At 64.9% G+C, this 11864-nt stretch carries 12 protein-coding genes and 1 tRNA gene; 5 read left to right on the top strand and 8 right to left on the bottom strand.

The annotated features are described in order from the left end of the window. Window positions 1-7 precede the first annotated feature (7 nt). From hemW to EDC62_RS10615, 5 genes are all read right to left on the bottom strand, one after another. Complete coding sequence (gene hemW / locus EDC62_RS10635) at window positions 8-1285, bottom strand: radical SAM family heme chaperone HemW (protein ID WP_245968843.1); 1278 nt, start codon at window positions 1283-1285, stop codon at window positions 8-10. Continuing rightward, the gene (gene rdgB / locus EDC62_RS10630; protein ID WP_124223496.1) at window positions 1282-1881 is read right to left on the bottom strand and encodes an RdgB/HAM1 family non-canonical purine NTP pyrophosphatase; all 600 of its coding nucleotides are present in this window, start codon (window positions 1879-1881) and stop codon (window positions 1282-1284) included. Before rdgB ends, hemW begins: the two co-directional genes overlap by 4 nt. A gap of 33 nt (window positions 1882-1914) precedes the next feature. Continuing rightward, entirely contained in the window at window positions 1915-2652 is a 738-nt protein-coding gene (gene rph / locus EDC62_RS10625; RefSeq protein ID WP_124223494.1) for a ribonuclease PH, read from the bottom strand. Window positions 2653-2713: 61 nt separating this feature from the next. Then, window positions 2714-3622, bottom strand: coding sequence for a PP2C family protein-serine/threonine phosphatase (locus tag EDC62_RS10620; RefSeq protein WP_124223491.1), 909 nt, complete (start codon window positions 3620-3622; stop codon window positions 2714-2716). Then, complete coding sequence (locus EDC62_RS10615) at window positions 3619-4626, bottom strand: serine/threonine protein kinase (protein WP_124223489.1); 1008 nt, start codon at window positions 4624-4626, stop codon at window positions 3619-3621. The genes EDC62_RS10620 and EDC62_RS10615 overlap by 4 nt, the downstream gene beginning before the upstream one ends. Before the next feature lie 99 nt (window positions 4627-4725). Here EDC62_RS10615 and EDC62_RS10610 point away from each other — a divergent pair, with 99 nt between their 5' ends. From EDC62_RS10610 to EDC62_RS10595, 4 genes are all read left to right on the top strand, one after another. Beyond that, window positions 4726-5643: a YicC/YloC family endoribonuclease gene (locus EDC62_RS10610; RefSeq protein WP_124223487.1), complete on the top strand. Its 918-nt coding sequence runs from the start codon at window positions 4726-4728 to the stop codon at window positions 5641-5643. Between the two features lie 2 nt (window positions 5644-5645). After that, window positions 5646-6311, top strand: coding sequence for a guanylate kinase (gene gmk / locus EDC62_RS10605; protein WP_124223485.1), 666 nt, complete (start codon window positions 5646-5648; stop codon window positions 6309-6311). A 15-nt stretch (window positions 6312-6326) separates the two neighbouring features. Next, the gene (rpoZ, locus tag EDC62_RS10600) at window positions 6327-6530 is read left to right on the top strand and encodes a DNA-directed RNA polymerase subunit omega (protein ID WP_124223483.1); all 204 of its coding nucleotides are present in this window, start codon (window positions 6327-6329) and stop codon (window positions 6528-6530) included. Between the two features lie 207 nt (window positions 6531-6737). Beyond that, window positions 6738-9002 (top strand): RelA/SpoT family protein, encoded by a 2265-nt coding sequence (locus tag EDC62_RS10595; RefSeq protein ID WP_124223480.1) that lies wholly within the window; start codon window positions 6738-6740, stop codon window positions 9000-9002. Between the two features lie 18 nt (window positions 9003-9020). On the opposite strand, the gene greB is transcribed toward EDC62_RS10595, so the two are convergent. Together greB and EDC62_RS10585 are read right to left on the bottom strand one after the other, a co-directional pair. Continuing rightward, complete coding sequence (gene greB / locus EDC62_RS10590) at window positions 9021-9596, bottom strand: transcription elongation factor GreB (RefSeq protein ID WP_124223478.1); 576 nt, start codon at window positions 9594-9596, stop codon at window positions 9021-9023. 60 nt (window positions 9597-9656) lie between these two features. Further along, window positions 9657-9733: transfer RNA gene (locus EDC62_RS10585), tRNA-Arg, on the bottom strand. 471 nt (window positions 9734-10204) lie between these two features. Between EDC62_RS10585 and EDC62_RS10580 the strand changes: the two genes are divergently transcribed. Further along, window positions 10205-10678 (top strand): SRPBCC family protein, encoded by a 474-nt coding sequence (locus tag EDC62_RS10580; RefSeq protein ID WP_124223476.1) that lies wholly within the window; start codon window positions 10205-10207, stop codon window positions 10676-10678. A 169-nt stretch (window positions 10679-10847) separates the two neighbouring features. Here EDC62_RS10580 and ylqF read toward each other — a convergent pair whose 3' ends face one another. Further along, on the bottom strand, window positions 10848-11792 hold the full coding sequence (gene ylqF, locus EDC62_RS10575; RefSeq protein ID WP_124223474.1) for a ribosome biogenesis GTPase YlqF: 945 nt from the start codon (window positions 11790-11792) through the stop codon (window positions 10848-10850). Window positions 11793-11864 lie beyond the last annotated feature (72 nt).

The following is an 11864-nucleotide window of genomic DNA, read 5'->3' as shown; positions in this document are numbered from 1 at the left end:
AGCCCGCTCAAGGCAGAAACAGCGCCTGCAAGTCGCTCAGGAAGTCGAAGCCGCGCTCGGTGGGGTGTAGGCCTTGCAGGTCGCGTTCGATCCAGCCGCGGCGCTCGGCTTCGGCGAGTTGCGGCTCGAGGGTCGACAGCGGCAGGCCGGTGCGCGCGGTGTAGCGGGCGAAGTCGAAGCCCTCGCGCAGGCGCAGCGCGTTGAGCATGAACTCGAAGGGCAGGTCGGCGCGGGCGACTTCCTCGGCCTGGGCGATGGGTGCGCCGGCCAGCGCGCGCTCCAGGTAGCGTTCGGGCTCGCGCCAGCGCACCTGGCGCACGATGCGGTGCGGAAAGCTGAGTTTGCCGTGCGCGCCCGCTCCGATGCCGAGGTAGTCGCCGAATTGCCAGTAGTTCTGGTTGTGCACGCAGCGGTGGCCGCGCCGCGCGTAGGCGGAGACTTCATAGCGCTCGAGCCCGGCCGCCGCGGTGCGCTCGGTGATGCGGTCGAGCATGGCGTAAGCCAGGTCGTCTTCGGGCAGCGCGGGCGGGTGCTTGGCAAAGTAGGTGTTGGGCTCGATGGTGAGGTGGTAGACCGACAGGTGCGGCGGCGCGAAGGCGAGCGCCGTGGCCAGATCTTCGTCGAGCGCCGCGAGCGTTTGCTGCGGCAGGGCGTACATCAGATCGAGGTTGAAGGTGTCGAAGGCGCGGGCGGCCTCTTCGACCGCGGCGATGGCTTGCGCGCGGTCGTGCACGCGACCGAGCGCCTGCAAGGCCGCGTCGTTGAAGCTCTGCACACCGATCGAGAGCCGCGTGACCCCGGCGGCGCGGTAGGCGGCGAAGCGGTCGCGCTCGAAGGTGCCGGGGTTGGCCTCGAGCGTGACCTCGCAGTCCGGGATCAGCGGCAGGCGGGCGCGAATGGCGCTGAGCAGCCGCTCGATGGCCTCAGGGCTGAACAGGCTCGGCGTGCCGCCACCGATGAACACGCTGACGATGGGCCGGCCCCAGACCAGCGGCAGGCTGGCATCGAGGTCGGCCACCAGGGCCTCGACATAGCGGGCTTCGGGCACGGCCGCTGCCGCGTTGGCTTCGGGCGCGCTTGGCTGGCGGCCCTGCGGTGCGGCGCGAACCAGGGTGTGCTCCGCGGGCGGGGCGGCGCGCACGGCATGCGAGTTGAAGTCGCAGTACGGGCATTTTTTCAAACACCAAGGCAGATGCACATAGAGCGACAACGGCGGCTGCTCGCGCAGTTGCAGCGTGCCCGGCCGCAAGTAGTGGGCGGCGACGTCGGACAGGGGTTCGGTCACAGCCAACGCTCGCGAATCATGGCGGCCATGGCGCGTGCGGCCTTGCCGCGGTGGCTGTGGGCGTTTTTCACTTCGACCGGCAACTCGGCGAAGGTACGGCCGAACTCGGGGATGTACATCACGGGGTCGAAGCCAAAGCCGTTGTGGCCCCGTGGCTCGCGCGCGATCTCGCCGACCACACGGCCGACCGCCACCAGCGGCTCGGGGTCGTCGGGCGAACGCACGCCGACCAGGGTGCTGACCATGGCCGCGCGCCGGTTCGCCTGACCCTGCATTTGCTCGAGCAGGGCACGCACGTTGTTCGCATCACCCTTCTCAAAGCCGAACTGGGTGGCGTAGTAGGCGGTGTCCACACCGGGCAGCCCGCCAAACGCATCGACGCACAGGCCGGCATCATCGGCCAGCGCGGGCAGGCCGCTGGCCGCCGCCGCATGGCGCGCCTTGGCCAGGGCGTTCTCGAGGAAGGTGCGGTAAGGCTCGGGCGCCTCGGGGATGCCGAGTTCCCCTTGGCGGATCAGTTGCACCGGCAGATCGCCCAACATGGCCTGCAGTTCCGCCAGCTTGCCCGAATTGTTCGATGCGAGCACGATTTTCAAGGTTTTCCCCTTCTCCCCAGCATGAAATGGCCTTTAGTTGCTCTCGTTTTTGAAGCTCATACGCTGCAGTTCGAGCAACTCCCGGATGCCCTTCTCGGCCAGATCGAGCAAGCGGTTCATCTCGACGCGCGTGAACGGCACCCCCTCGGCGGTGCCCTGAACTTCGACGAAATGCCCGGCACCGGTCATGACGACGTTCATGTCGGTGTCGCAGGCGACGTCTTCGGTGTATTCGAGGTCGAGCAAGGGGGTTCCCTCGACGATGCCGACGGAAATCGCGGCAACCGGGTCGGTGATGGGGCTCTCGGTCAGTTTGCCTTCGGCCAGCAGCCGGTTCACCGCGTCCTGCGCGGCGATGAAGGCGCCGGTGATGGCCGCGGTGCGCGTGCCGCCGTCGGCCTGAATCACGTCGCAGTCCAGATGCAGCGTGCGCTCGCCGAGGCGCTTGAGGTCGAACACCGCGCGCAGCGAGCGGCCGATGAGCCGCTGGATCTCCTGCGTGCGCCCGCTTTGCTTGCCGCGCGCGGCCTCGCGGTCGCCGCGGGTGTGCGTGGCGCGCGGCAGCATGCCGTACTCGGCCGTGACCCAGCCTTCGCCGCTGCCCTTCTGGTGCGGCGGCACTTTGTCGAGCACGGAGGCGGTGCACAGCACCCGGGTGTGGCCGAACTCGATCAGCACCGAGCCCTCGGCGTGGATGGTGTAGCCGCGGGTGATGCGCACCGGGCGTAAGGCATCGGCAGCACGGCCGCCAGAACGAATGAATGTCGTCATCAAAGAGCTTCCTGTCGGTGAATCGGGACGAGCCCGCGCGGGGTCGGCCCGCTCCGAAGCGTCAACCTCTGCGGGCCGCGGATCGGCGGATCGCTTCGTTGATCTCGGCGATCGAGCGCTCGATGGCGGCGTCATCGAGTTCATCGGCCGAGGCGTCGGCGGGGCCGGCCTGGATGGTCGATGCGAAGACGCCATCGGAAATGCTGTCGGTCGACACCCCAAACGCCGACTCGGCCGCGCCGGGCGTCTCCCACTCGAACGCAATCGCCGTGACATTGTCGCAACGGGCACCTCCGGCACGCAGAGCGCGCTCGACGAGATCGGGAACGGCCTCTGCGACCGGAGCCTGCGCAACGCCGGCCACGATGGCCTCTTCGGGCAAGGTTCCCCACAGCCCATCGGAACACAACAGCAGACGGTCGCCCTGCAGCAGGCGTAAGGGCCCGCCGTGGTCGAAGATGGGGCGCACGGGCGAGCCCAGGCAGGTGAACAGGATGTTGCGGTTGGCGGTCGGCGGCCCACCGAGCGACTCGGACGCTGCCGGGTGCTCGGCGAAGGAATGGTCGCGCGTGCGGGTCAGCAACTGGCCGTCGCGCACGACATAAAGCCGCGAATCGCCGCAGTGGATCCAAAACGCATGGCCGTCTTGCAGCAAAGCCGCAACCAGGGTCGTGCGCGGGGTGTCGAGCATGCCTTTGTCGCCCGCATAACGCACGATCTGATGATGCGCGGCCATCAGTGCGTGCGTGAGGAAGGCGTGCGGATCGTCGACCGTGGGCCGCGCCTGGCGCTGGAACAAGGACGAGACGGTTTGCAAGGCCAGTTGGGCCGCCACCTCGCCCTCGGGGTGGCCACCCATACCGTCGGCCAGGGCAAAAAGGGCTGCGTCGCGCGTGTAGCAATAGCCCATGCGGTCTTCGTTGCGCTCGCGCCCGCCCTTGCGGCTGACCTGGAAGACGGAGAACATCATTTGATCTTCTTGCCGAATTCCGTCGCCGCCCGCAGACCCTTCTTGGTGTCGGTCATCAGGTTGTCGACCTGCAGCCGCACCTTCTCACCCAGCGTGAGCCTGGTGTAGCGTCGCTCGCTCTCGCGGGCAAGTTCCTTTTGCAACGCAAACACGGACTGAGGCCGCGACAAGGGGTCGAGCGACATGCACCAGTCGACCACTTCGATCAGGTTGTCGGAATACACCCCGCGCAGCCGGGCGAGCGACAGCGGCAGCCGGTCTTTCTCCTGCCGCTGCGGCGCGTCATTGGGCGGATAGCCCTGCATGCACGCGTAGATGCACGCGCCTATGGCGTAAATGTCCGTCCACGGCCCCATGCTCGAATCGCGCCGGTACATCTCGGGCGCGGCAAAGCCCGGCGTGTACATCGGCCGGATGAAATTGCCTTCCTTCGACAGCACTTCGCGCGCCGCGCCAAAGTCGATCAGCACCGCGCGGTTGTCGTCGGTAATGAAGATGTTCGCGGGCTTGATGTCCAGGTGCAGCATCTTGTGCTGGTGCACGATGCGCAGCCCGCGCAGGATTTCGTCGAACAAGGACCGGATGGTCGACTCCCGAAACACCTTCTGTTTCTTGAGGTCGCGCGCCGTGACGATGTAGTCCTGTAGGGTCGCACCCTCCAGGTAGTTCATCACCATGTAGACGGTCTCGTTCTCCCGGAAGAAATTGAGCACGCTCACGACCGAAGGGTGCGAAATCTGTGCCAGCGACCGCCCCTCTTCGAAGAAGCTCTTGAGGCCCAGGCGATAGAGCGAAAGCTTATCGGGCGCGACCTGCGGCAGCAACTCGCCCGGCGCGCGCGTGGCCAGCGAGGACGGCAGGTACTCCTTGATGGCGACATGCTGGCCCTCGGCGTCCACGGCGAGGTACACCACGCCAAAGCCGCCCGAGGAGACGCGGCGAACGATGCGGTAGCCACCAATGACGGTATCGGGAGGAAGGGGCGCAGGTTTGACCTTTGACATAATTCGCGGCGGCTCGACCTCGTGCAATGCGATGAGTACCCCATCTTGGCGAGGGATCCCGTCCCATGCCAAGCCCAACGCCAACAGCAGGAAAATCGAATGTCAGTTTACAGCATGACCGGCTACGCGAGCGTCCTGCACAACGGGGAAGATCCGCCCTCGGCCGAGGGCCCCTCTGTCTCCGCGCGCCCCCGGCTGAGCCTGGAGATTCGCTCCGTCAACAGCCGCTTTCTCGACCTGAGCTTCCGCCTGTCCGATGAACTCCGGGCGTTCGAGCCTGCCTTGCGCGAGCTGCTGACCCGATCCATCCGCCGCGGCAAGGTCGAACTGAGGGCGGGGCTGGACCGCTCCGCCGAAGAAGCCCTGTTCGACCCCGCGCCCCGGCTGCTCCAGCGCCTGGGGGCGGCACAGGACAAAGTGCTGTCCTGGCTACCCAAAGCCAAGCCGCTGAGCGTTGCCGACGTGCTGCGGCTGGCGGCAAACACGCCGGCTGGCAGCGACGAATGGCAGGCCGACGTGCTGCCGCTCGCCGAACGCGCCCTCGCGGCCTTCCTCGAAGCGCGGTCCCGAGAGGGCGAGCGCCTCGCCAGCCTGATGCGCGAGCGCTGTGCCGCGATCCGCGCACTCGCCCAGCAGGCCCAGCCCCTGATCCCCAAACTGGTCGAGCAACAGCGGCAACGCTTCATCGACCGCTGGAATGAAGCCTGCGGCCTGGCCGGCGGCGACCCTTCGAGCGCCGCGGTCCAGGAACGCGCGCTCAGCGAAGCCACGGCGTTTGCGCTTCGCATCGACGTGGCCGAGGAACTGGGCCGCCTCCTGTCGCACATCGAGGAAATCGAGCGACTGCTCGATCAGGGCGGAGAGGTGGGCAAACGCCTCGAGTTCTTGATCCAGGAACTACACCGGGAAGCCAATACACTCGGCTCCAAGGCTTCCACCTTGGAACTCACGCGTATCGCGGTCGACATGAAAGTGCTGATCGAACAAATGCGCGAACAGGTACAAAACATCGAATGAACATGGACTGCGCCCCCTCGACTGCGCTGGACGCCTCAGCCGCGACGAGCGACTACCCCGGCAACCTCTTCGTCGTCGCCGCACCGAGCGGCGCCGGTAAGTCCAGTCTGGTCAAGGCCCTGCTCGAACTCGATGCTCAGGTCCAGTTGTCGGTCTCCCACACCACCCGCGCACCCCGGGGGCAGGAACGCCATGGCCGCGAGTATTTCTTCGTTTCGGACGCCGAATTCGACGCCATGATTGCCGCAGGCGCGTTCGTCGAATGGGCAAACGTGCATGGCCATCGCTACGGGACCTCCCGCCGTGCCATCGAAGAGCGTATTGCCAGCGGCGCCGATGTGATTTTGGAAATCGATTGGCAAGGGGCTTTGCAGATCCGCCGCGCGTTCGCCAACGCGGTGCTCATTTTCATCCTGCCCCCAAGCTGGGAAGAGCTGCGTGCGCGACTGCTGCGCCGCGGCGAAGATCGACCCGAAGTAATCGCTCTGCGCCTGCGCAATGCCGCCGAAGAAATGGCCCATGCCCATGAATTTGACTACGTTATAATCAACGAAGTATTTGAACGCGCTTTGTTCGACCTCAAAGCCATCGTTCACGCGCAGCGCCTGCGCTACGTCGCCCAGCGACGCTTGCGCCCGGAGATCTTCTCCGCTCTGAACATTTCCTGATTCACCGAGACCACCATGGCCCGCATCACCGTTGAAGATTGCCTTCAAAAAATCCCGAACCGGTTCCAGCTCGTGCTCGCAGCAACGTACCGCGCCCGCATGCTGGCCCAGGGCCATACGCCCAAGGTTGAAAGCCGCAACAAGCCAGGCGTAACGGCCCTGCGTGAGATCGCGGCCGGCAAAGTTGGCCTCGAAATGCTCAAGAAAGTACCCATCTGAGCGCTCGAACGTCCGCCGCTTCGCCGCCCCATGCTGCCAGGCGAGAACCCCGAAGCGTCAGCCTAAGGCAACGCTGAACCAGTTCCCGTGACGGCACGCCCGCAGCTGCGATGCGCGGCGCGCGGGGGATTTGTTCAGCGTTGCCCGAAGCACCCCAAGGGGTGCTTTTTTCATAGCTCGCCGTTCTGGCAGTAAAGTCTCATCCTTATGAGCGCCGTCGTCCCCCCCTCTTCCACGCCGCCCTCGACCGAATCGAGGGGGCCTGGCAAGGCCCCGGCGGCCGCCAACGCAGCGGCGGCGAGCTTTGCAGCCCTGCTCGAGCGCCTGGACTATCTCGATCCTGCGGACATCGAGCGGGTGCGCCAGGCCTACCGATTTGCCGACGAAGCCCATCTCGGCCAATGGCGCCACAGTGGTGAGCCCTACATCACGCATCCCATCGCCGTCGCCGCCCAGTGCGCGCTGTGGAAACTCGACGCCCCCGCCCTCATGGCAGCGCTGCTGCATGACGCCATGGAGGATTGCGCCGTCACCAAAGCAGACTTGGTCGAGCGCTTCGGCTCCTCGGTGGCCGATCTCGTCGACGGACTGACCAAGCTCGACAAGTTGCAGTTCACCACCCGCGAAGAGGGTCAGGCCGAGTCCTTCCGCAAGATGCTGTTGGCCATGGCGCGGGATGTGCGGGTCATCCTCATCAAGCTCGCCGACCGCACGCACAACATGCGCACGCTGGGCGACATGCCGCGATCCAAGTGGGCGCGCATTTCTTCCGAAACGCTCGAAATCTATGCGCCGATCGCGCATCGACTGGGCCTCAACGAAACCTACCGTGAGTTGCAGGACTTGGCTTTCCGCCATCTGCATCCATGGCGGTATGCCGTGCTGGCCAAGGCCGTGCAGCGGGCCCGCAGCCGGCGGCGCGACCTGATTGCCAAGGTGCAAGCGGAAGTGGAGCGGGCGTTTTCCGAGTTGGGACTGAGCGTGCGAATCAGCGGTCGCGAAAAGTCGCTTTATTCCATCTATCGGAAGATGGAGGAAAAGCATCTAAGTTTCGCTCAGGTCACCGACATTTATGGCTTTCGCTTGATCGTGCCATCGACCATCGACTGCTATACGGGCCTCGGCGCCTTGCACCAGCTCTACAAGCCAGTCCCAGGGAAATTCAAAGACTACATTGCGATCCCGAAGCTCAACGGCTACCAGTCTTTGCACACGACGGTGGTCGGGCCATCGGGCATCAACGTGGAGTTCCAATTGCGCACCCAGGCGATGCATGTGGTGGCCGAGTCGGGGGTGGCCGCGCACTGGCTTTACAAGAACAACGACAGCAGCGCCTTGAACGGAAACCGGCTCGGCACGCAGTGGCTGCAGTCGCTGCTCGACATTCAAGACGAAACCCGGGACGCTGCCGAGTTCTGGGACCACATCAAGGTCGACCTCTTCCCCGATGCGGTCTACGTCTTCACCCCCAAGAGCCAGATCCTGGCCCTGCCCCGCGGTGCCACCGCCGTCGACTTTGCCTACGCGATTCACAGCAACGTGGGCGACCATGCGGTCGGTGCGCGCATCAATGGCCTTGATTCGCCGCTGCGGGCTGAACTGAAAAACGGCGACGTCGTCGAAATCGTCACCAACCCCACCGCCACGCCCAACCCCGCGTGGCTGAGCTTCGTGCGCACGGGCCGAGCCCGGTCCAAAATCCGGCACTACCTCAAGACGATGGCGCAGACCGAGTCGGAGCGCCTCGGTGAGCAGCTTCTGGCCCAGGCCCTACGCGCCGAGGGCGTCGACCACGTCCCCGCAGACGATGAGGCGCACCAGGAGTTGTGGGAAAAACTGCTGCGCTTTACCGGCAGCCGCAGTCGCAGCGAGCTCATGGTCGACATCGGTCTCGGAAAACGGGTGGCCAGCATCGTCGCCAAACGGATGTTGGCGCTGCTCGACGAAAGCGGCGAAAAACCCGATGCCATCCTGTTGAGCCGCGAACGCTTCACCGCCCATGAAACGCTGTCGCAAGGAGCGGTCACGGTGGACGGCAGCGAAAACGCCTCGGTGCGTTTTGCGCGCTGCTGCCGGCCGGTACCCGGGGATGCGATCGTCGGCTATCTGGGCCGAGGGGAAGGCCTCATGGTCCACCGCGCGGAATGTCCAGCCGCCCGCAAGCTGTTGCAAAAGGACGCCGAGCGCTTCATCACCGTCGAATGGTCCGATGAGCCCACACGGGCGTTCGATGCAGAAATCGTCGTCACGGTGCGCAACGGCAAAGGCGTGTTGGCCAAGGTGGCCGGCGCCATCGCCGCAGCCGAAGGAGACATCACCCACATCGACATGGAAGACGAAAGCGCCATGGAGACGACCGATCTGCGCTTCGTCGTGGCTGTCCGGGACGAAGCCCATCTCGACAGCCTCATGCGCAGCCTGCGCCGCACCCCGCACGTGCTGCACGTCCGGCGGGCAATGGCGGGTGCGTAAGGGCAGCGGCCCGGTCCGTCAAGACGACGAGGTCGACCGCGCCTGCGGGTAGCTCACCTCGAGGATTTCGAGCATCCGCGTGCCCGCGGGCGTCTGCAAGCGGACCACGTCGCCCACGCGGGCCTTCAGAAGCGCTCGAGCGACCGGCGAAATCCAACTCACCTGCCCCTGGGTGTGATCCGCTTCGTCGATTCCGACGATGGTCACCGTACGCTGCTCGCCCAAATCGTCTTCGTACCTGACCGTCGCACCAAAAAACACTTCGTCGCGGCCATGGTGAACCGACGGGTCGGTGACGACGGCGATCTCCAGGCGCTTGGTCAGGAAACGGATGCGGCGATCGATCTCGCGCAAGCGCCGCTTTCCGTAGATGTAGTCGCCATTCTCCGAACGGTCACCGTTGCTGGCCGCCCAATGGACGACATCGACGACGCGAGGCCGCTCCACGTCGATCAGTTCGAGCAGCTCGGCGCGCAAGCGCGCATATCCTTCGGGCGTGATGTAGTTTCGTGTGCCTGCGGGTAGGCCCGCCGCTTCGGGTTGCTCCGAATCGTCGGCCTCGGCATCTGGCTCTCGGGTAAATGCCTTGCTCATCGCAAACCTCGAACACAAAGGAAAAAGCCCTGAAACCGATCAGCTTCAGGGCTTTTTGTTTGGTGCGGCTGGCAGGAATCGAACCCACGACCCCCTGGTTCGTAGCCAGGTACTCTATCCAGCTGAGCTACAGCCGCGAAGCCCGCATTGTACAACAAAATTTCGCCCCGCCCGCCGCCACCCGATCGGCATGCGCATGCCTGTCAATCTTGCCAGGGGTGCTCGACACCAAATTGGATGAATGGGGCAACCTTGAGTTTGAGCGTCACACCATCAGCCTTCAGGGAGGCCCGAAGGGGGACGAGCGGCGGATGTTGCGGGCGAAAAAGATCGACAAACAGAGCCGCGCCCGTAGGCGAATCCGCCGGGAACAAGGCGGGCTCCACCAGCGAGGCAACAACCTGGCTTGGGAGCCCGCCCCTTGTTTCCATCGCACTGCCACGCGCTGCGACACCAGCCTTTGGCACAATGCGCAAACCGCGCAGATGCGCCCTCTCTGAGGTCCCCTTTGAGCCGCGAAGCCATCTTGAGCGCCGTCGGGACTGGGCACTGGTTTCGACATGCAGCTTGGGCCGAGGCATCTATGGGGCATCACCCAGGAGTTCGAAATGACCGTCACCGTCCACATTGAACTGCAGTACGAATTCGAAGTGCACGCCCAGGCCGACGAGGTGTTCTCCGTGCTCTCCAACGTCCCCTTGTCGGTCAGCCACTTTCCCAAAGTGCATCGTCTCGTCGATCTGGGCGAGGGGGTCTATCAGTGGGAAATGGAAAAGGTGGGGACGAAGCAGGTCCACCTGCAAACCGTGTATGCCTGCAAGTATGTCAGCGACAAGGCCAAGCGAACGGTGAAATGGACGCCGGTCAAGGGCATCGGCAATGCCGAAGTTCGGGGCAGTTGGAAGATCAAGGACAAGAAAACATCCACCCAGGTCACCCTGAACATCGAGGCCGACGTCTCGGTGGCCCTACCCGCCCTGATGCGCGTGGTGGTCGAACCGGTCGTTCGCAAGGAATTCGAAGACCTGGTCGATCAATATGTCGCCAACCTCATCGAGCGCTTCGGGGGCGAGGTCGAATAGAAGATGGTCGACGAGGCGGTTGTCCCGTCTGGACGTGAACAATCTTGTGGATAAGCTTGGGCAAGTTCTGTAGTGAATACCCAAGTCTTTGATTTCAAAGGGCGGGCCTTATCCTGCCTAATTTTTTGGCAGCTAGGTCGGCCGACCCCCGCCCAACTCGCCCGCCCGATCAGCGGCTGCTCGCCTGACGCGGGTGACGCTGCTGACGGCGCTCGGCACGCTGCGCCTCGCGCTCTTGCCTGGCGCGATCTGCCTCGGCTTGCCACTGGACGAAACGCTCCGGGGTTTCCAGCGTGACGCGGCCCAAGGCTCCCGAACGAAAGTCTGCCAGCACCCGCTCGGCCGCCTTTTGTTCATCGACGCGTCCACCCGACTGCAAAGCACCGCGGCGTCGGCCGATTTCGGTGAGCAACTGGTCCGCTGGGGTTGCCGACACCTCCACGGGAGCGGCCAGTCCGAAGCGCTGCGCGAGCCGTTCTGGGTAGTCCGCGCGCAAAACATCGAGCAATTCGAGCGCGACCTCCACATCGTCATAGGCGTTGCGCCCGATCGCACCGCTGGCCGCCAGAAAGTAACCGCTGCGTTCGATCTCGATCTTGGGCCACAACATGCCAGGCGTATCGAAAAGGTAGAAGTCATCGGCCAGCAGAATCCGCTGCTCCATGCGCGTGATTCCGGCCTCATCACCCGTCTTGGCCATCCGTCGTCCGCACAGCGCATTGACCAGGGTGGATTTCCCGACGTTGGGGATGCCGCAGATCAGCACGCGCAGGGGTTTGGCCAGCCCATGCCGACCAGGCGCCAACGCGCGGCATGCGTCGATCAGCAGCCGGGCGGCGGCGCGCTCTGCGGCATCCAGCGCCAGCGCCCCGGTTGCCGTCCGCGCGCGATACCAGTCCAGCCAAAGCGCGGTTCGGGCCGGGTCGGCGAGATCTTGTTTGTTGAGGACCATCAGCACGGGGCGATCTCCGCGCAACCGCGCCAGCAGAGGATTGGCGCTCGACCCGGGCAGGCGCGCGTCGAGCAGTTCGATCACGACGTCGATTTCGGCCATGCGCTCGGCAATCGCCTTGCTTGTCCGGTGCATGTGCCCGGGATACCACTGAACCGTCATCGTCTGTCCTGTTTCGCTCGGGGCTCAGAGGCTGAGAGGGAATTGGGCGTGCCCGAAGGGGCGCCCCAAAAC

Origin of the sequence: Tibeticola sediminis, assembly GCF_003843835.1 — a bacterium.
GTDB lineage: Bacteria > Pseudomonadota > Gammaproteobacteria > Burkholderiales > Burkholderiaceae_C > Tibeticola > Tibeticola sediminis.
Note: the sequence above shows the minus strand (reverse complement) of the source record. Positions and strands in the feature narration are given on the sequence as shown.